The sequence below is a fragment of the Massilia sp. R2A-15 genome (assembly GCF_030704305.1).
Lineage (GTDB): Bacteria > Pseudomonadota > Gammaproteobacteria > Burkholderiales > Burkholderiaceae_D > JAFCUW01.
Window position 1 is genome coordinate 2,339,271 of sequence record NZ_CP131935.1, and the last position, 19,149, is coordinate 2,358,419.

The 19,149-nt window shown below is 65.9% G+C and carries 12 protein-coding genes; 6 read left to right on the plus strand and 6 right to left on the minus strand.

Translation table 11 applies throughout. From position 1 onward, the window contains the following. Positions 1 to 69: 69 nt before the first annotated feature. Positions 70 to 2,787, minus strand: a complete 2,718-nt coding sequence (locus Q4S45_RS10710; protein ID WP_305511744.1) for an ATP-binding protein — start codon at positions 2,785 to 2,787, stop codon at positions 70 to 72. Positions 2,788 to 2,999: 212 nt separating this feature from the next. Beyond that, on the minus strand, positions 3,000 to 3,587 hold the full coding sequence (locus tag Q4S45_RS10715) for an acyl-homoserine-lactone synthase (RefSeq protein ID WP_305511746.1): 588 nt from the start codon (positions 3,585 to 3,587) through the stop codon (positions 3,000 to 3,002). A 143-nt stretch (positions 3,588 to 3,730) separates the two neighbouring features. Here Q4S45_RS10715 and Q4S45_RS10720 point away from each other — a divergent pair, with 143 nt between their 5' ends. Then, the gene (locus Q4S45_RS10720; protein ID WP_305511748.1) at positions 3,731 to 4,006 is read left to right on the plus strand and encodes a DNA-binding transcriptional regulator; all 276 of its coding nucleotides are present in this window, start codon (positions 3,731 to 3,733) and stop codon (positions 4,004 to 4,006) included. Here the strand turns inward: Q4S45_RS10720 and Q4S45_RS10725 are convergent. Further along, a complete protein-coding gene (locus Q4S45_RS10725) occupies positions 3,981 to 4,718 on the minus strand; it encodes a LuxR family transcriptional regulator (RefSeq protein ID WP_305511749.1) in 738 nt (245 codons plus the stop codon). The genes Q4S45_RS10720 and Q4S45_RS10725 overlap by 26 nt on opposite strands. A 410-nt stretch (positions 4,719 to 5,128) precedes the next feature. On the opposite strand from Q4S45_RS10725, the gene Q4S45_RS10730 reads away from it, so the two are divergent. The 3 genes from Q4S45_RS10730 to Q4S45_RS10740 are packed head-to-tail and all read left to right on the plus strand — an operon-like array spanning position 5,129 to position 12,751. Beyond that, positions 5,129 to 7,024 (plus strand): bifunctional diguanylate cyclase/phosphodiesterase, encoded by a 1,896-nt coding sequence (locus Q4S45_RS10730; RefSeq protein ID WP_305511750.1) that lies wholly within the window; start codon positions 5,129 to 5,131, stop codon positions 7,022 to 7,024. Further along, positions 7,017 to 11,912: a response regulator gene (locus Q4S45_RS10735; protein WP_305512089.1), complete on the plus strand. Its 4,896-nt coding sequence runs from the start codon at positions 7,017 to 7,019 to the stop codon at positions 11,910 to 11,912. The genes Q4S45_RS10730 and Q4S45_RS10735 overlap by 8 nt, the downstream gene beginning before the upstream one ends. Then, entirely contained in the window at positions 11,900 to 12,751 is an 852-nt protein-coding gene (locus tag Q4S45_RS10740; protein ID WP_305511752.1) for a protein-glutamate O-methyltransferase CheR, read from the plus strand. Before Q4S45_RS10735 ends, Q4S45_RS10740 begins: the two co-directional genes overlap by 13 nt. 99 nt (positions 12,752 to 12,850) lie before the next feature. On the opposite strand, the gene Q4S45_RS10745 is transcribed toward Q4S45_RS10740, so the two are convergent. Next, the gene (locus Q4S45_RS10745; RefSeq protein WP_305511754.1) at positions 12,851 to 13,474 is read right to left on the minus strand and encodes a glutathione S-transferase family protein; all 624 of its coding nucleotides are present in this window, start codon (positions 13,472 to 13,474) and stop codon (positions 12,851 to 12,853) included. A gap of 17 nt (positions 13,475 to 13,491) precedes the next feature. Continuing rightward, positions 13,492 to 14,196: a glutathione S-transferase family protein gene (locus Q4S45_RS10750; RefSeq protein WP_305511756.1), complete on the minus strand. Its 705-nt coding sequence runs from the start codon at positions 14,194 to 14,196 to the stop codon at positions 13,492 to 13,494. A gap of 128 nt (positions 14,197 to 14,324) precedes the next feature. On the opposite strand from Q4S45_RS10750, the gene Q4S45_RS10755 reads away from it, so the two are divergent. Both Q4S45_RS10755 and Q4S45_RS10760 read left to right on the plus strand, forming a co-directional pair. Further along, positions 14,325 to 16,958: a M1 family metallopeptidase gene (locus Q4S45_RS10755; RefSeq protein WP_305511758.1), complete on the plus strand. Its 2,634-nt coding sequence runs from the start codon at positions 14,325 to 14,327 to the stop codon at positions 16,956 to 16,958. Next, positions 16,934 to 17,605: a YceI family protein gene (locus Q4S45_RS10760; RefSeq protein WP_305511759.1), complete on the plus strand. Its 672-nt coding sequence runs from the start codon at positions 16,934 to 16,936 to the stop codon at positions 17,603 to 17,605. Before Q4S45_RS10755 ends, Q4S45_RS10760 begins: the two co-directional genes overlap by 25 nt. Here the strand turns inward: Q4S45_RS10760 and glpD are convergent. Further along, positions 17,520 to 19,136, minus strand: a complete 1,617-nt coding sequence (gene glpD, locus Q4S45_RS10765; RefSeq protein ID WP_305511760.1) for a glycerol-3-phosphate dehydrogenase — start codon at positions 19,134 to 19,136, stop codon at positions 17,520 to 17,522. The two genes, Q4S45_RS10760 and glpD, sit on opposite strands and share 86 nt — an antisense overlap. Between the last annotated feature and the right edge of the window lie 13 nt (positions 19,137 to 19,149).

A 19,149-nucleotide genomic window follows, 5' to 3' on the forward strand; every position in this document is an offset into this window, starting at 1 on the left:
TTCCGTTAAGGCGCCGGGTCGGCAGCGCCACAGCATACTATTTTTAAGGCTGCGGCGGTAGGGCCGCCGTCAGCCGGCGGCCGCTTCTCCCAGTTCCAGCGCCATGTGCTGCACCAGCTCCTCGCGCAATGCGGCCAGCCGCTCCAGCAGCGCGCCGGCGTCGGCCAGGGCGCCGCCCACCCGCTGCTGCTCGAGCCGGGCGCACAAGTGGGCGAAGTCCATCGCGCCGACGGCACGCGCCGACGCCTTGAGCCGGTGGCCGATGTCGGCCGCGCGTTCCAGGTCGCCCTGCGCCAGCGCCTCCCCGGCGTCGGCCAGGCCGTCGCGCGCGGCGTCGAGGAACATGAAGGCGTACTTGCGCATCTTGTCCGGGTTGGACCCGAACGTGAGCGCCAGCGCCGCCATGTCGAGCATGCCCGATGGCTCGGCGGCCGGCGCAGGCTCCGGCGCCGCTACCGGCGCCGCCGGCTCGGCGCGCACCGGGCACTTGCGCATCCAGTGCGCGATCACCTCGAACAGCTGGTTCGGCGAGGTCGGCTTGGTGACGAATTCGTTCATTCCGGCGGCGAACGCGCGGTCCTGGTCGTCGCGGCCGGCGTTGGCGGTCAGAGCGATCACCACCGCGTCGCGCAGGCGCGGGTCGCTGCGGATCATGCGGGTCGTCTCGAAACCGTCCATCACCGGCATCTGCAGGTCCATCAGCACGCAGTCGAAGCGCTGGCGCAGCATCAGGTCGATCGCCTCCTTGCCGTTGTTGGCGACGACCACGCTGGCGCCGGCCTCCTCCAGCAGCTCCTGCCCGACCTGCTGGCTGAATACATTGTCCTCGACCAGCAGCACCGATGCGCCGGCGACCTGGTCGAGCACTCCCTGCGGCACAGGTTCCGGCCCGGCGCGCATGAAGCTCACGCCCTTGCCCAGGCGCGCGGTGAACCAGAAGGTGCTGCCCAAGCCGGGCGTGCTCTCGACCCCGACGCTGCCGCCCATCAGCTCGACGAGCTGCTTGCTGATCACCAGCCCAAGCCCGGTGCCGCCGTACTTGCGGGTGGTCGATGGGTCGGCCTGGTGGAAGGACTTGAACAGCTCCCCCATTTCGGCCGGCGTCATGCCGATGCCGCCGTCCTGCACCTCGAAGTGAACCAGGGTGTCGTTGTCGGATTCCTGCAACGGCCAGGCCCGGATATGCACGATCCCGTTCTCGGAAAACTTGACGGCGTTACCGGTGAAATTGAGCAGCACCTGCTCGAGCCGCAGCGGATCGCCGCGCAGCTGGTGCGACAAGGCCGGCGCGATGTCGAATTTGAGCGCCAGGCCGCGCGCCGCGGCGGCGTCGCCGAGCTGGTTGGCGATGTCCTGCATCAGCGTGCCGAGCCCGAAATCGACCGCCTCGAGTTCCAGCTTGCCCGCTTCGATCTTGGAAAAGTCGAGGATGTCGTTGATGATCCCCATCAGGTGCTGGCTCGAATGGTAGATCTTGTCGAGATAGTCGCGCTGCTTCGGGCTGGTGACCGACTTGAGAGCCAGGTGCGCCATGCCGATAATGCTGTTCATCGGCGTGCGGATCTCGTGGCTCATATTGGACAGGAAGTTGCTCTTGGCCAGATTGGCGGCGTCGGCCTGCGCCTTGAGCTTATCGAGCTCGGTGACGTCGGTCGACAGCCCGATCACGGCGCACACCTCGCCGGCCCGTATCACCGGCACCTTGACGGTCCAGAACTGGCGCACCTGGCCATCGAGCTGGGTGAACTGGTGCTGGCCGGCCTGGTGCACGCCGGACTCGATCACCTGGCGGTCCTGCTCCCAATAGGCATCGGCCAGCGCCCCGGGCAGCACGTCGCGATCGAGCTTGCCGATCACTTCGTGGGGCCGGCGCCCCATCCCCTCGGCGGTGCGCGCATTGATATAGGTATAGCGGCGCTCGCGGTCCTTCATGTATACGTGCGCCTCGACCGTGTCGAGCACCGTGTCGAGCAGGTGGCGCTGTTCGAACTGCTCGCGCCGCGACCAGTACATCCTAATAAAGGAAACGGCGACCAGCAGGCTGCACGCCAGCCCGCCCAGCAGCGCCGCCAGCGGGAACACCTTGTCGAAACGGTTGTACAGGTCGGTCCTGCGCATGCTGAATCGGGCCCGCCACGCGCTGCCGTTGAAGTCCACCGGCAGCACCTTCTCGAAGCTGGTGGCGCGCGGGTCGCTGTCGCCGAACAGCAGGCTTGCCTCACCGACTCCGGAATACAGCGCCATCTCCAGTCCCGGCACCGCGACCTGGTCGATGACCTCCTGCGCCAGGCGGGACACACCGAAGTCGATGCCGACGGCGCCTTCCGCCACGCCGCGCCGGACCACCGGCAGTTCTATCCCCATCCGATGCGCGCGCGCCGGCGCCGGGGGCACGCCGGGGATGTCGATCCCAATCTGCTGCGCGGGGCCATCCACGGAGAGCGAGATCCGTTCGACGGCCGGGAAGCGGCGCGCGAGCTCCAGCGAATCGACATAGCGCTGGAACTGGGCGCGGGTCAGTGGCGCGTCGGCGGCCTCGTACAGCGCCGCGGCGCCACGCCCCAACTGGTGCAAGGTTTCAAGGCGCGCCTCCAGGGCCACCTGGGCGCAACGCGCAATGCTGTCGAAGCGCTGGCGCGCTTCTTCCTCGACGGTACGCACCGCCATCGCATACATGGCCACCGCCACCAGCAGCGAAAAAGCGGCGCCGGCTCCCCAGAACAGGAGCTGCGCCGGCGCGTTGCCGGCAACCGTGCTGCGAATGCTGCGCTTGATCGCTTGCGTCATTGTCGTACCTTGTCGGAGAGTCGCGCGGCGCCGGCTCTGAGGGCGCATTTACTGGAAGGCGCCGCGCTCCGATCAAGGATACTATTAATAACTTCGGGAAACCATGTCATGTGGCATTTTTGCCAGCAAACATGTACGTCTCGCCGCCGGATCTGATGTGATGTAGGAAATCGGGGGCGCGGCTGGCGGCTGCCTGCCCCCCTGGCGGTGACTCAAGCGGCGAGCCGGTACTGGTTCAACACGTCAAAGGTAGCATCGACGTCGATATAGAGCGCCACCGCCTTCTCGATGCCGATCTGCACCGGTGGCCCCAAGCGCTCGGTCACGAAGCCGGCGCGCGTCACCAACCGTTCGAGCGATGTTGTAGTCACGGTCACGAACCGTTCGATTCCGTGTTTACGCCCATACTCTGTCATCGCGGCGAACGACTCCATGGTGATCTGCGACACCTTGTAGGCTGAATCGCAGTCGGTCTCGATGGCAAACCGGCTCAGCTCCCAGATGCGGGAATCCACCGGGGCCGCTTCGCCATGCAAAAGTTCGGCAAAGGAGTCTTTCAGCATGTAGGGACCTTCCGTCGGAAGCAGGCGCCAGCAGCCGCGCAGCGTCTCAACGCCGGGTTCGCGGATCATCATGTAGTACGGATCGAGCGCGTCGTACCCGTCGATTTCCATGCCACTCATCACTGGCACCTCCCAACCCTTGCGATCCTTGAACACTTTGGCGCGCAGCTTGTGCATTTCCCAGAGATCCAGAGATTTGAATTCCCGGCGCGCGGCGATTTGGATTTGCATTGACATTTTCGGCCCCCCCTTGTGTCTAATAAGTTATGCAACGTGCATTCAGAATCGGCCAAATATGGCATTTGCATAACTATCAGAGTTGATAGGTGGAAGGAACTCGGGTCGGTGAAATACTGCGGGTTTCAAGCGAGGGAGATGAAATGGACCACGACAACAACCTGCAGCCCGTGACGAACGAATTCACGTACGCGGCTAACGATGCATGCGCGGCGCCGGTCCGTGTCCACGAAGAAATAGGCTTGCGCCAGCTAAGAATCAGCAAGCGGGAGAGCCAGGCAACCTTTTGGGCCCGCTTCGGCGTCACCCAGTCGAGCGGGAGCCGGTTCGAAACAGGGCTGGGAGTGCCACCGCCAGTCGCGTTGCTGATTCGACTGTACACCAGCGGCAAGCTCAGCGATGGGGATCTTCTGGCGTGATCATGCCAAGGGCGATCGCTTTGACGATCGCCTGCTGACGCGTGTTCACGCCGAATTTCTGACGGATATTGGAAATGTGAAAATTCACAGTCGCTTCGGCGCAGCTCGTGATGCGCGAAATTTCCCATGACGATTTGCCGGCCATGATCCACTTGAGTACTTCAAGTTCTCGTTTGGTCATATGCGGCACGGGTTCTGCGCTGGCCCGCCCGTGAATGAAAGGCAAGGCCGATTCGAAGGCATAATCGCGCACTAGCGCCAGATCAGCCATATAGTGGACAAGTCGATCGGTGAAACTCCCGCCCGGCAGCGCGTCAGTTGCAAAGCTAATCAGGCCGGCTTCGCCATTGCTACCATGCATAGGAAACGTGACGCCAGCGCGAATTCCGAAGCCGCTTGCCTCTTCATACAGTTCAATCTGACGATGCTGGATGAAAGTTTCCGGTTCCCAGACTAGCGGCAAAACGCTGCGCCTGCAGTGAGTAACAGTGGGGTCGACTTCATATAGTTTCGCCGAAAGATAATGACTTCGCCATTCCAGCGAATAATTACTGTGCACAAACGATGACTCGACGCCGGCGTGTTTCGACGGTACCGCCGCGCACATAACCGAATCGAAGCCGAGCGAACTGGCGACGTCGACTAACGCATTGTGCCAGTTCGTTTCGTCCTTGCTTTCCACGAGTCTAACGAGTTGAGCCATTTCAACCATCGTCCCCTCCCACGTTTATTACTAAAGCGCCCGTAAGCACTAATCGTAGTTGACTTTTTGTTAAAGTTCAATCGCGGAAATGGTAAAATACGCAAATAATTTCACCCCAGGAAACGTCCTGCCGTTTAAAACTCTATCAAAATATCACCTGTGACAGCGTCGTCATCGCACTATGACAGACGACGCCTTCGTTGCATTAAAGCTACCACTTTCTATTGTGCGCTATGGAAATTTTTTAGCGAGTATGATGGTTTTAAGCAGGCTGCGGTTGTTGTTGTATTTTTACCAAATTGCTCACGTGTCGGACGGGCGTCGGTGAAATACTTGACGTAGAATTCCACAACGTAATTGCCGGGCAAACTGCCGACGTTCTGCCGCCCAGCTATTCTCAAAACAGGTCCCGTCCCGACGTGCAAATCCCTAAAGTCCTGCTTGTCAACGACGACGCCGCGAGCCTGCTCGCGCTGGAAACGGCGCTCGCCGGTGCCACGCGCGGCAACGAGTACGAGCTGATCACGGCCACTTCCGGCCAGCAGGCGCTGCGAGAGGTGCTCACCCACGAATTCGCGGTGATCCTGCTCGACGTGAACATGCCGGGCATGGACGGCTACCAGACCGCCGAGGCGATCCACTCCCATCCCCGTTCCGCCGCGCTGCCGATCATTTTCATCACCGCCCACTACCCCGACGAGCTGCACCGCCTCAAGGCCTACCAGGCCGGCGCGGTCGACTACCTGTTTACGCCGGTGATCCCGCAAGTGCTGCAGACCAAGGTGCGGGTCTTCGTCGAGCTGACCAAGTACAACCTGGCGCTGGTGGCCAAGACCGAGGAACTGGCGCGCCTGTACGACGACCTTGGCGCCCAGCGCCTGCAGGACCTCGAGCGCATCAATGGCGAGCTCGAACTCGAAGTGGCCGAACGCAAGCTGGCCGAGCAGCGCGCCCACGAGCTGTCGATCCGCGATGCCCTGACCGGCCTGCTGAACCGCCGCGCGCTGATCCACCAGCTCGAGCACGCGGTCGCCTTCGCCGATCGCCATGCCGGCGAATTCGCGCTGCTGTTCCTCGACCTCGACCAGTTCAAGCGCATCAACGACACGCTCGGTCACGAAACCGGCGACGAGCTGCTGCGCCAGGTCGCCGCGCGCCTGCTGGCCGCGGTGCGCGCCTCCGATGTGGTGGCGCGTCTGGGCGGCGACGAGTTCGTGGTGCTGCTGGCCGGCCCCGGCGCGGCCGCCAACGCGGCCGGCGTGGCGCGCAAGATCGAGCAGGCCAACCAGCAGCCGTACGAGATCGGCGGCAAGCAGGTGCGCACGGCGGCCAGCATCGGCATCGGCCTGTATCCGCAGGACGCGGCCAACGCCGCCACCTTGCTGCGCAATGCCGACTTCGCGATGTACCACGCCAAGCGGCACCGCCGCGGCAGCATCGTGTTCTTCCGCGAAGAGCTGAACACGCTCGAAGTGGAACGGGCGCGCTGGGCCGCCGAACTGCAGCAGGCGCTCGATGGCGACGAACTGACCTTGCTGTTCCTGCCGAAAGCGGACATGGACAGCGGCGCCCTGGCCGGCGTCGAAGCGCTGCTGCACTGGCGCCATCGCAGCCTTGGCCTGCTCGCGGCGCCGGCCTTCCTGCCGCAGGTGAACGACCGCGCGCTGCTAGAACGGGTCAGCGAGTGGACCATCGGCGCGGCGTGTGCGCAGGCCGCGCGCTGGCGCCGCCAGGGCCAGTCGCTGCCGATCTCGGTGAACCTGGCAGGCGCCCGGATCGAACCGGCGCTGGCGCAGTGGGTCGCAACCCACATGGAGAAGTGCGGGCTCGAAGCCGGCTGGCTCGAGCTCGAGATCGCCGAACACCTGCTCTCCCCTGCCGACGAGGCGCGCCCGGTGCTGCAGGCGCTGCGCGCGGCCGGCGTGCGCCTGGCGGTCGACGACTTCGGCAGCGCCGGCGCCTCGCTGACCGCGCTGCGCGACCTGCCGTTCGACGCCATCAAGATCGATTGCGCCTTCGTGCGCGACCTCGGCGCCCCCGGCGGCGCCGATATGGTCGCCGCGATCATCCACCTGGCGCGCGCGCTCGGCCTGTCGGTGCTGGCGCAAAGCGTCGACACCGACGAACAGCTGGCGCAGTTGCGCGCGCTCGGCTGCGATCAGTACCAGGGCGCGATGGTGAGCCAGCCGCTGGCGGCCGACACCGTTTCCGACCTGCTGGCCTCCGCCGGCGCAAAGCATTCCACCATCACGAGCCGGACCCAGATCCGGCCACCCCATTCACTCCCAAAAAACGAGGACAATGTCGATGAATAACATGAGCGATTTCATTGAAGAGCTGGACGCCAAGCTGCTTCTTTCCACGCTGATGGCGCTGAAAAAAGGCGACTTCACCGCGCGCATGCCGTCCGACTGGACCGGCGTGGCCGGCAAGATCGCCGACACCATGAACGACATCATCGAGACCAAGGAAAAGATGGTCAAGGCGGTCACCGAAGTGTCGCGCGTGGTGGGCCGCGAGGGCCGCCTGACCCAGCGCGCCGCGGTGCCCAATGTGGCCGGCGGCTGGCAGACCATCATCAGCTCCGTCAACACCCTGATCGACGACCTGGTGCGCCCGACCACCGAGATGGCGCGCGTGATCGGCGCCGTGGCGAAAGGCGACCTGTCGCAGACCATGGCGCTGGAAGTGGACGGCCACCCGCTCAAGGGCCAGTACCTGCGCGCGGCGACCACCGCCAACACGATGGTGGAGCAGCTCTCCTCGTTCTCGTCCGAAGTGACGCGCGTGGCGCGGGAAGTGGGCACCGAGGGCAAGCTGGGTGGCCAGGCGCAGGTGAAGGGCGTGGCCGGCACCTGGAAGGACCTGACCGACTCGGTGAACTCGATGGCGGGTAACCTGACCTCGCAGGTGCGTAACATCGCCGAGGTGACCACCGCGGTGGCGAACGGCGATTTGTCGAAGAAAATTACGGTGGACGTGCGCGGCGAGATCCTGCAGCTGAAGGACACCATCAACGTCATGGTGGACCAGCTGCGATCGTTCGCTTCCGAAGTGACCCGGGTGGCGCGCGAGGTGGGTACCGAAGGAAAGCTGGGCGGCCAGGCCTACGTGCCGGGCGTGGGCGGCACCTGGAAGGACTTGACCGATAACGTGAACTTCATGGCCTCGAACCTGACGGGCCAGGTGCGTAACATCGCGACCGTGACGACCGCGGTGGCGAACGGCGACCTGTCCAAGAAGATTACCGTGGACGTCAAGGGCGAGATTCTGGAGCTGAAAAACACGATTAACGTGATGGTGGACCAGCTGTCCTCGTTCTCCTCCGAAGTGACGCGCGTGGCGCGCGAGGTGGGTACCGAGGGCAAGCTGGGCGGCCAGGCGCAGGTGAAGGGCGTCGCGGGCACCTGGAAGGACTTGACCGACTCGGTGAACTCGATGGCGGGTAACCTCACCGGCCAGGTGCGAAACATCGCCGACGTGACTACCGCGGTGGCGAACGGCGACTTGTCCAAGAAGATCACGGTGGACGTGAAGGGCGAGATTCTCGAACTGAAAAACACCATCAACGTGATGGTGGACCAATTGAACTCGTTCGCATCCGAGGTGACCCGGGTGGCGCGCGAGGTGGGTACCGAGGGCAAGCTGGGCGGCCAGGCGAACGTGCCGGGCGTGGGCGGCACCTGGAAGGACTTGACCGACAACGTGAACTTCATGGCGTCGAACCTGACCGGCCAGGTGCGTAACATCGCGGACGTGACGACCGCGGTGGCGAACGGCGACCTGTCGAAGAAGATCACGGTGGACGTGAAGGGCGAGATTCTCGAGCTGAAAAACACGATTAACGTGATGGTGGACCAGTTGTCCTCGTTCGCATCCGAGGTGACCCGGGTGGCGCGCGAGGTGGGTACCGAGGGCAAGCTGGGCGGCCAGGCATACGTGCCGGGCGTCGGCGGCACCTGGAAGGACCTGACCGATAACGTGAACTTCATGGCGTCGAACCTGACGGGCCAGGTGCGTAACATCGCGGCGGTGACGACCGCGGTGGCGCGCGGCGACCTGTCCAAGAAGATCACCGTGGACGTGAAGGGCGAGATCCTGGAACTGAAAGACACCATCAACGTGATGGTGGACCAGCTGTCCTCGTTCGCGTCGGAAGTGACGCGGGTGGCGCGCGAGGTGGGTACCGAGGGCAAGCTGGGCGGCCAGGCGAACGTGTCGGGCGTCGGCGGCACCTGGAAGGACTTGACCGAGAACGTCAACCAGCTGGCGGCTAACCTGACCAACCAGATGCGCGCGATTGGTGAAGTGGCGACCGCGGTGACGCGAGGCGACTTGTCCCGTTCGATCCAGGTGGAGGCGCGCGGCGAGGTGTCCTACCTGAAGGACAACATCAACGAGATGATCCGAAACCTGAAGGAAACCACGCAGAAGAACGCACAGCAGGACTGGCTCAAGACCAACCTGGCGCGCTTCACGCGACTGCTGCAGGGCCAGCGCGACCTGCAGGCGGTGACGAAGCTGATCCTGTCCGAGCTGGCGCCGCTGGTGTCGGCCCACCACGGCGTGTTCTACATGATGGACTCGCAGGAGATGGATGCGCGCCTGCGCATGATCGCCAGCTACGGCTACCGTTCCAGCCGCAAGCTCGCGACCTCCTTCCTGCCGGGCGAAGGCCTGGTCGGACAGTGCGCGGTCGAGAAAACCCGCATCTGGCTGACCGACGTGCCGCGCGATTACATCGTCGTTTCGTCGGGCCTGGGCGCGGCGCCGCCCACCAACATCGTCGTGCTGCCGATCCTGTTCGAGCAGCAGGTCAAGGCGGTCATCGAGATCGCCTCGCTCGACCGCTTCACCGAAACCCACCTGTCCTTCCTCGACCAGCTGATGGAGTCGATCGGCGTGGTGCTCAACACCATCGAGGCGAACAGCCGGACCGAGTCGCTGCTGACCCAGTCCCAGTCGCTGGCGCAAGAGCTCCAGCAGACCAACCAGGAGCTGGCGGAGAAAGCGCGCCTGCTGTCCGAGCAGAACATCGAGGTGGAACGGAAGAACCGCGAGGTGGAGCAGGCCAAGCTGGCGCTGGAAGAGAAAGCGACCCAGCTGGCGCTGTCGTCGAAGTACAAGTCCGAGTTCCTGGCAAACATGTCGCACGAGCTGCGCACCCCGCTCAACTCCCTGCTCATCCTCGCGCAGCAGCTGTCGGATAACCCCGAGGGCAACCTGTCGGGCAAGCAGGTGGAATTCGCGAAAACTATCCACGGCTCCGGCTCCGACCTGCTGACGCTCATTAACGACATTCTCGACCTGTCGAAGATCGAGTCCGGCACGGTCACGCTGGACGTGTCCGAGTACCGCTTCTCGAACCTGCGCAACTACGTCGACCGCACCTTCCGCCACATGGCCGAAGCGAAGCACCTCGGATTCACGGTGGAACTGGCCGACACGCTGCCTACCGCGGTGATGACCGATACCACGCGCTTGCAGCAGGTGCTGAAAAACCTGCTGTCGAACGCGTTCAAGTTCACCAGCCACGGCCAGGTCGCGCTGAACATCTCGCTGGTCACCAGCGGCTGGACCAGCGACCATCCGAGCCTGGTGCACGCCGACGCGGTGCTGGCGTTCTCGGTGCGCGACACCGGCGTCGGTATCGCCGCCGACAAGCTGCAGCTGATCTTCGAAGCGTTCCAGCAGGCCGACGGCTCGACCGCCCGCAAGTACGGCGGCACCGGCCTTGGCCTGTCGATTTCGCGCGAACTGGCGCGCCTCCTGGGCGGCGAGATCCGGGTCGAATCGGTGGTCAACACCGGTTCCACCTTCACCCTGTTCCTGCCTTACAACCGCGCCGGCTTCATCAACTACGACCAGGCGCGCCAGCCGCAGCCTGCGCGCATGGCGCCGCCGGCCCAGGTGGTGTACGCCAATACGCTGCAGCTGGAGAACGACGTCGCCCCGGCGCCAAGCACGGCCAATTCGGTCCAGGTGGTCGAATTCAATTCGATGCCGGACGACCGCGGCCTGATCGCACCGGGAGATCCTTCGGTGCTGATCGTCGAGGATGACGAGGCGTTCGCCGAAATGGTGCTCGAATTCGCCCGCGAGAAGAACTTCAAGGGCATCGTCACCCACCTGGGCGACTCGGTGCTGTCGATGGCGCGCGACTACCTGCCGTCGGCGATCCTGCTCGACCTCGACCTGCCCGACATCGACGGCTTCACGGTGCTCGACCGCCTGAAGCGCGACCCGAGCACGCGCCACATCCCGGTGCACGTGATGTCCAGCCTGCGCGAGCGCGAGCGCGCGCTGCGCCAGGGCGCGATCTCGTACATCAACAAGCCGGTGTCGCGCGAGGCGCTGCAGGAGGAATTCACCCGCATCCAGAAGTTCCTGATGGGCGGCAAGCGCAGCCTGCTGGTGGTGGACGACGAGAAGATGCAGCGCGATTCGATCGTCTCGCTGATCGGCGACTCCGACCTGCGCATCGTCGCGGTGGAAACCGGCGCGCAGGCGCTCGACGCGCTGCGCTCGTCGCACTTCGACTGCATGGTGCTCGACCTGACCCTGCCCGACATCAGCGGCTTCGACCTGCTCGACGTGATCGGCAAGGAGCCGAACCTGCGCGACCTGCCGATCGTGATCTACACCGCCAAGGAGCTGAACAAGAAGGAAGTGACGAAGCTCAAGCGCTACGCCAAGACCATCGTGATCAAGGACGCGCGCTCGCCCGAGCGCCTGCTCGACGAGACCGCGCTGTTCCTGCACCGCTCGCACGCCTCGCTGCCCGAACTGCAGCGCCGCATGCTCGAAGAGATCCATGCGGCCGACGGCGGCCTGGCCGGACGCAAGGTGCTGATCGTCGACGACGACCTGCGCAACATCTTCGCGCTGTCCTCGCTGCTCGAGCGTCAGCAGATGCAGGTATCGTTCGCCGAGAACGGCCGCGACGGCATCGAGGTGCTGGAGAAGGACCCGAGCATCGAGATCGTCCTGATGGACATCATGATGCCGGAGATGGACGGCTACGACACGATGCGCGCGATCCGGCGCATTCCGAAGTTCAAGTCGCTGCCGATCATCACGCTGACCGCGAAAGCGATGAAGGGCGACCGCGACAAGTGCATCGCCGCCGGCGCGTCCGACTACATCACCAAGCCGGTCGACGTGGCGCAGCTGCTGTCGCTGATGCGGGTATGGCTGCATTGACCGGGTACCTGGCGATGGAAGCAGGACTGGCGACGGAAGAACTCGAGATCGAGCTGCTGCTCGAGGCGCTGTTCCAGCGTTTCGGCTACGATTTCAGGGCCTACGACCGGCCCGCGCTGCGGCGCAAGCTGCACCAGCTGATGCAGGCGCGCGGACTGGCTACCGTCTCGTCACTGCAGGACCGGGTGCTGCACGAGCCGGGCGCCGGGGCTGCCCTGCTGCGCGCGCTGTCGGTGCAGCCGGCCGCGCTGTTCGACGATCCGGAACGGGCGCGCCAGGCGCGCATCGTGCTGGCGTCGTGCCTGCGCGCGTCGGCCGTGCCGAAGGTGTGGCTGGCCGAATGCGCCGGCCCCGAGGAAGCGTGGTCACTGGCGATCCTGCTGGCCGAGGAGCAGCTGCACCTGCGCACCGAGATTTACGCCACCGTGGCCAACGAGGAGATGGTGGCCGCGGCGCACCTGGCCAGCATTCCCGCCGAACGCCTGGCGGAATACCAGGAAAATTACTTCAAGAGCGGCGGCACGGCGCAGCTGACCGATTATTTCGACGTGGCCGACGGCCGCGCGGTACTGCTGCCGTCGCTGCGCGAGCGCATCACCTGGGCCCAGTACAACGTCGTGACGGACGCCTCGTTCAACGAATTCCAGCTGATCGCATGCCAGCGCGCCCTGCCCGACTTCGGCCCGCTGCTGCGCCAGCGCGTGCTGCGGCTGTTCCACGACAGCCTGTCGCTGTTCGGCGTGCTGGGGCTGGACCGCGAGATCCCGCACGGGGACCCGCTGGCGGCGAGCTACCAGGCGGTGTTCCCGCACCAGCCCTGGTACAAGCGCGTCGCCTGATCGCAAAAACGTCGTACCTGCGAAGGCAGGTACCCATGCTGAGCAAGCAATGACGCACATTCAGCATAGGTACCTGCCTTCGCAGGTACGACGGCTTTCTTAAGGCCGGCCCACGGACGGACGCGCCGCGATCCGGTCGCGCCACTCCTGCAGGTTGTTGAACCCTTCGGCGCCCGGCTTGAACTTCAACAGGCCGCGCGCAAACTCCAGCGCGCAGAACGCGGTGATGTCGGCGATCGTGAACCGGTGCCCCGCCACGTAGGGATGATTGGCCAGCGCGCCATCGAGCCAGCGGGCTCCCTCGCGCACCTTCTCGCCCTGCGACGCGCCGAAATCGGGAAACTGCGGCTTCTCCAGCGCCGCCAGCGCCGGATGCGTGTGGCGCGCCGAATTGGCAATCTGCGCGAACAAGTGCAGCTCGGCGCGCCGGTCGGCCATTTCGATGAAGGCGCGCTCCTCGAAGCCCTCGCCCATCAGGTTCGGCTCCGGATACAGCCCTTCCAGGTAGCTGCAGATCGCGCGCGTTTCGCACAGCACGCGGCCATCGTCCAGCTCCAGCGCCGGCACGCGCGCCAGCGGATTCTTGGCGACGAACGATTCGCTGTGCTGCTCGCCGGCGAGGATGTCGATGGTGACGTTCTCGATGCCCGTGATGCCCTTTTCGGCGATGAACATGGTGACGCGGCGCGGGTTGGGTGCATGGCTGCTGACGTACAGTTTCATTCTCTCTCCAGATAGTTTCAGGCGTTTTTGGACTGGCCGGTTTCGACCATGCCGCGCACGGCGGCGGCGTATTTTTCGGCATTCTCGTCGGTGTTCGACGCCAGGTCGCGCGGCGATGGCGGCAGCAGCAGGCCTTGCTGCACCGCCGGGCGCTGGCGGATCGCATCGATCCAGCGCTGCAGGTTCGGCAGTTCGTCGATTGGCACGCCGGACCAGTTGTGGGTGCGCACCCATGCCCAGTTGGCGATGTCGGCGATCGAATAATCGCCGGCCAGGAATTCGTGGTCCTTCAGGCGCGTGTCGAGCACCCGGAACAGGCGCCGGCTCTCGCCCTGGTAGCGGTCGATGGCCGGCTGGATCTTCTCGGGGAAGTAGCGGAAGAAGACATTGGCCTGCCCCATCATCGGGCCGATGCCGCCCATCTGGAACATCAGCCACTGCATCACCAGCGAGCGCCCCTTGGCGTCATGCGGCATCAGGCGCCCGGTCTTCTCGGCCAGGTACACCAGGATCGCGCCGGATTCGAACACGGCAAAATTGTCCTCGGCGCGGTCGACGATGGCGGGAATCCGGCCGTTCGGATTGATCGCCAGGAACCAGTCCTCCTTCTGCTGGTTCGCCTGCAGGTCGAGCTCGTGCAGCGTGTACGGCAGCGCCAGTTCCTCCAGCGCGATGGACACCTTGTGGCCGTTCGGCGTGGCCGCGGAATACAGGTCGATCATGGCTTTCCTTTCGGTTGCGGTAGGTCGTACTTGCAGCCTGCGATCATACCCGAATCGCCGGCGTGCGCGCGTTGACATGCCCGCCCTTTCACTTTAGATTGCGTGACAACCCACGTACAAGGATCTTCATGCATCGCAGCCTGATTTCAGCAGCAGTTCTCGCACTTGCCGGCCTGGCGGCCCAACCCCTGCTGGCCGCCCCCGCGGCGGCGCGCGTCGCAACCGTCACCACGCAGCTGCCGCGCGGCGTGCGTCCCATTCACTACGACGTCGCCATCACCCCGGACGCACAGCGTGCCGCCTTCGCCGGCAGGGTCGTCATCACGCTCGACGTCGAAGCGCCAACAAACACCATCACGCTCAACGCGGCCGACCTCAAGTTCGACCGCGCCACACTTACGCCTGCCGCCGGCGGCGCGCCCGCCGCAGCAACCATCAGTATCGACGCCGACGCGCAGAGCGCGACCTTCCGCTTCCCCCGCACCGTCCCGGCAGGGCGTTACCTTCTGGCGCTCGACTACCAGGGCGTCATCGGCCAGCAGGCGGCCGGCCTGTTCTCGCTCGATTACGATACCGGCGCCGGCAAGAAGCGCGCGCTGTACACGCAGTTCGAAAATTCCGACGCGCGCCGCATGATTCCGTCGTGGGACGAGCCAGCCTACAAGGCCAGCTTCACGCTGCAGGCGACCGTGCCGGCGGGCCAGATGGCGGTCAGTAACATGCCGGCCGCTTCAAGCCGGGTGCTGCCGGACGGGCGCAGCGTGGTGAAATTTGCCGCCACGCCGAAGATGTCGACCTATCTGCTGTTCTTCGGCCTGGGCGAATTCGAACGCGCCACCACCAGGGCCGGCGCCACCGAACTTGGTGTGATCACCACCAGGGGCGGCGCCGCCAAGGCCGCCTTCACCCTCGATGCTTCGAAGGCGATCCTCGGCGAATACAACCGCTATTTCGGCGTGCCCTACCCGCTGCCCAAGCTGGACAACGTGGCCGCGCCGGGGCGCAGCCAGTTTTTCAGCGCGATGGAAAACTGGGGCGCCATCTTTTCGTTCGAATACGCGATGCTGCTCGATCCGGCCATCTCGACCCAGTCCGACAAGCAGGAGGTGTTCCTCACCGCCGCGCATGAAATGGCGCACCAGTGGTTCGGCGACCTGGTGACGATGCAGTGGTGGGACGACCTGTGGCTCAACGAAGGCTTCGCCTCGTGGATGGAGAGCAGCATGACCGCGCGCCTGCATCCCGAATGGAACACCGCGCTCAATGCGGTCAACGTGCGCGAGAGTGCGATGGTGCGCGACTCGGTCGCCTCCACGCACCCGGTGGTGCAGCACGTGGAGACGGTCGAACAGGCCAGCCAGGCCTTCGACGAGATCACCTACCAGAAAGGCGAATCGGTGATTCGCATGCTGGAAGATTACGTCGGCGCCGAAGCGTGGCGCAATGGCGTGCGCGCGTACATGCGCCAGCACGCCTACAAAAATACCGTGTCGGACGACCTGTGGCGCGCGATGGAAGCGGCGGCGCGCAAGCCCGTCACGCAGATCGCCCACGACTTCACCCTGCAGCCGGGCGTGCCGTTGATCCGGGTCGACGCCGCCGCCTGCACCGGCAGCAGCACGAAGGTGGAGCTGACGCAATCGGAATTCAGCCGCGGCCAGGCGGGCAGGCAGCCCTTGCGCTGGCGCGTGCCGGTCACCCTTCAGTCGGCCGGGTCCAGCCACCGGGTGCGCACCCTGGTCACGGACGGCAAGGCCACCGTGGACGTGCCGGGCTGCGGCGCGGTCATCGTCAACGCCGGCCAGAACGGCTACTACCGCACGATCTACGGACCGCGCCAATTCCGCGCCCTCGCGGCAAGCTTCTCGCAGCTGGCGCCGATCGACCAGATGGGCCTTCTCGCCGATACCTGGTCGATTGGCCTGGCGGGCATGCAGCCGGCGTCCGACTTCCTCGACCTGTCGAACGCCGCGCCGCTGTCCGCCGATCCTCAGGTATGGGGCAAGATCGCCAGCGTGTTCAGCGACATCCACGACATGTACGGCGGCGACCGCGCGCGCCAGGATCGTTTCGACGCCTTCGCGGTCAAGCGGCTGCAGCCTGTATTCCAGCAGGTCGGCTGGGCGCCGCGCGCCGGCGAGAACGCCACGATCGCCAACCTGCGCGAAAAACTGGTGTCCATCCTGTCCAAGCTGAACGACCAGGCCACCGTTGCGGAAGCGCGCCGCCTGTACGTCCAGGCCGGCGACAGTCCCCTTCGCAAGGTACTCATGTCCGTCGTCGCGCAGCACGCCGACAACGCCGCGTGGGACGCGCTGCATGGCGAAGCCGGGCGCGAGAAGTCGCCTATGATCAAGGACCAGCTGTACCGCTTGCTGGCAGGGTCCGCCGACGAGGGCCTGGCGCGCCGCGCCCTGGATCTGGCGATGACCGAGGAACCTGGCCTGACCAACAGCGCGGCGATGCTGGCGCAGGTGGCCGGCGAGCACCCCGAACTGGCGTTCGACTACGCGCTGGCGCACCTGGACAAGGTAAACGAGCGCATCGACGCGAGCTCGCGCAGCCGCTACATTCCGCGCCTGGCCGCCGGCTCGGCCGACCCGGCGACGATCGCCAAGCTGGAGGCGTACGCCAGCGCCAACCTGGCGCCGGGTTCGCGCCGCGATGCCGAGACCGCGGTCGCCAGCATCAAGGACCGCATCAAGGCGCGCAGCGAACGCTTGCCGGAGATCGACGCATGGCTGGCCGCGCACGCCAGGTAAGCGCGCTGCTCGCGCTGGCCGGCGCGCTGGCCGGCTGCGCGCGCGTGGCCCCGCCGGCACCGCCCTCGCCGCAGCTTGACGCGTTCGCCTGGTACCGCCAGGCCGGCGGCAAGGTGCTGGCCATCGATCCGGCCCAATCGCTGATCGCCGTCACCGTGCGGCGCGGCGGCCCGTTCGCCCGGTTCGGCCACGACCACGTCGTCGCCAGCCGCACCGTGACCGGCTTCGCGGCGCCGGACCAGGGACGCGCCGACTTCAGCTTCCGGCTCGACCAGATGAGCGTCGACGAGGCGCAGTTGCGGCGCGAGGCCGGCTTCGGCGCGCCGCCGCCGGACGACGCCATCGCCGGCACGCGCGCCAACATGCTCGGGCGCGTGCTCGACGCCGAGCGTTTTCCGGTGGTGTCGCTGCACGCCGAGCGGCGCGCCGGCCAGCCGGTCCAGCTGACCGTCACGCTGCATGGCGTGAGCCGCACCGTGGCCGTGGAGCCGCACATCGACGAATCGGCCGGCGGCCTCACCGCCAGCGGCACGCTGCAGCTGCGCCAGAGCGATTTCGGCATCACGCCGATGTCGGTGCTGGGGGGCGCGATGACGGTGATGGATACGATGGAGCTGCGCTACCGGATCGTGGCGCGGCCGCGCTGACCCTGGCGCCGCGGGCAGCGATCCAGGCATCGATCTTCGCCGCGCTGCCCGCCGGCAGGTGCAGTCCCAGCTTGGAACGCCGCCAAAGGATGTCGGCCGCGCTGCGCGCCCATTCGTGGGTGATCAGGTAGTCGGCTTCGGCCGGATACAGCCCCGGCACGATCTCGGGACCGAGGTCCGACAGCGTGCGGCAGCCTTCCAGCAGCACGGTGATGCGGGCGCCGTACGCGCGCGCATAGCGCCGCACCAGCGCCGGCGAGAGCCAGCGGTAGCGTTGCTGCATTGCCGCCGCCCATTGGTCGAATTCGAGCACGCTGCGATTCGATGGGTGCGCGCCGAACAGGTCCCCGCCGGGCAGGCAGGCCTGCGCGGTCCATCCTCGATGACGGTTGCCCAGCTGCGGGCCAATCCAGTCCACCGCCTCTTCGGCCAGTTTGCGGAAGGTGGTGATCTTGCCGCCGAGGACAGTGAGCAGCGGCGCGCCATCGGTGTCGTGCGCCAGCCGGAAGTCGCGGCTCGCCGCCTGCGCGCTGGCGCCATCGTCGTCCACCAGCGGCCGCACGCCGGCGTAGGACCACACCACGTCGGCCGGGCCGATCGGCTGGCGGAAGTAGCGGTTCGCCAGCTCGCACAGGTAGGCAGTCTCCGCATCGTCGATGGCGACGGCGTCGAGGTTGCCGCGGAAGTCGGCGTCGGTGGTGCCGATCAGCGTGAAGTCGCGTTCGTAGGGCATCGCGAAAACGATGCGCCCGTCGGGATGCTGGAAGATGTAGGCAAAGTCGTGCTCGAACAGGCGCGGCACGACGATGTGGCTGCCCTTCACCAGGCGCAGCTGCGGCTGCGGCTGCGTGCCGAGCGCGCCTTGCAGGAAGGTCGCGGCCCACGGCCCGGTGGCGTTGACCAGGCAGCGCGCGCTGACGCGCCGCGTCTCGCCCGCCGCGCCGGTCAGCGTTGCGCTCCAGTGCAGCGGATGGCGCTGCACGCCGCCGCAAGTGGTGCGGGTCAGGACCAGCGCGCCGCGTTCGCGCGCGTCGAGCGCCGCCAGCACCACCAGGCGGGCGTCGTCGACCCATCCGTCGGAATATTCGAAGCCGCGGGTGAACTCCGCTTGCAGCGCGGCGCCGGCCGGATGGCGGCGCAGGTCCACGCCGGCGGACCCGGGCAAAAATTCGCGCCGCGCCAGCCGGTCGTAGAGGAACAGGCCGGTGCGGATCAGCCATGCGGGGCGCTGGCCGGCGTCGTGCGGCATGACGAAACGCAGCGGCCGCATGATGTGCGGCGCGCTGCGCAGCAGCACTTCGCGCTCGATGAGCGCCTTGCGCACCAGGCCAAATTCGCGGTGCTCGAGATAGCGCAGGCCGCCGTGTATCAGCTTGCTGGACGCCGACGACGTGTGCGCGGCCAGGTCGTCCTTCTCGCACAGCAGCACGCGCAGGCCGCGACCGGCCGCGTCGCGCGCGATCCCGGCGCCGTTGATCCCGCCGCCCACCACCAGCACATCGCAATCGATTCGTTCTGGGATCTCGCCCATCAGCGCTCCTGGT

What these genes read in the sequence shown, in the direction of transcription:
- Q4S45_RS10735 (WP_305512089.1), top strand. Translation starts at nt 7,017, where the DNA reads ATGAATAACATGAGCGATTTCATTGAAGAGCTGGACGCCAAGCTGCTT.
- glpD (WP_305511760.1), bottom strand. Translation starts at nt 19,136, where the DNA reads ATGGGCGAGATCCCAGAACGAATCGATTGCGATGTGCTGGTGGTGGGC.
- Q4S45_RS10710 (WP_305511744.1), bottom strand. Translation starts at nt 2,787, where the DNA reads ATGACGCAAGCGATCAAGCGCAGCATTCGCAGCACGGTTGCCGGCAAC.
- Q4S45_RS10740 (WP_305511752.1), top strand. Translation starts at nt 11,900, where the DNA reads ATGGCTGCATTGACCGGGTACCTGGCGATGGAAGCAGGACTGGCGACG.
- Q4S45_RS10715 (WP_305511746.1), bottom strand. Translation starts at nt 3,587, where the DNA reads ATGTCAATGCAAATCCAAATCGCCGCGCGCCGGGAATTCAAATCTCTG.
- Q4S45_RS10755 (WP_305511758.1), top strand. Translation starts at nt 14,325, where the DNA reads ATGCATCGCAGCCTGATTTCAGCAGCAGTTCTCGCACTTGCCGGCCTG.
- Q4S45_RS10750 (WP_305511756.1), bottom strand. Translation starts at nt 14,196, where the DNA reads ATGATCGACCTGTATTCCGCGGCCACGCCGAACGGCCACAAGGTGTCC.
- Q4S45_RS10725 (WP_305511749.1), bottom strand. Translation starts at nt 4,718, where the DNA reads ATGGTTGAAATGGCTCAACTCGTTAGACTCGTGGAAAGCAAGGACGAA.
- Q4S45_RS10760 (WP_305511759.1), top strand. Translation starts at nt 16,934, where the DNA reads ATGGCTGGCCGCGCACGCCAGGTAAGCGCGCTGCTCGCGCTGGCCGGC.
- Q4S45_RS10745 (WP_305511754.1), bottom strand. Translation starts at nt 13,474, where the DNA reads ATGAAACTGTACGTCAGCAGCCATGCACCCAACCCGCGCCGCGTCACC.
- Q4S45_RS10720 (WP_305511748.1), top strand. Translation starts at nt 3,731, where the DNA reads ATGGACCACGACAACAACCTGCAGCCCGTGACGAACGAATTCACGTAC.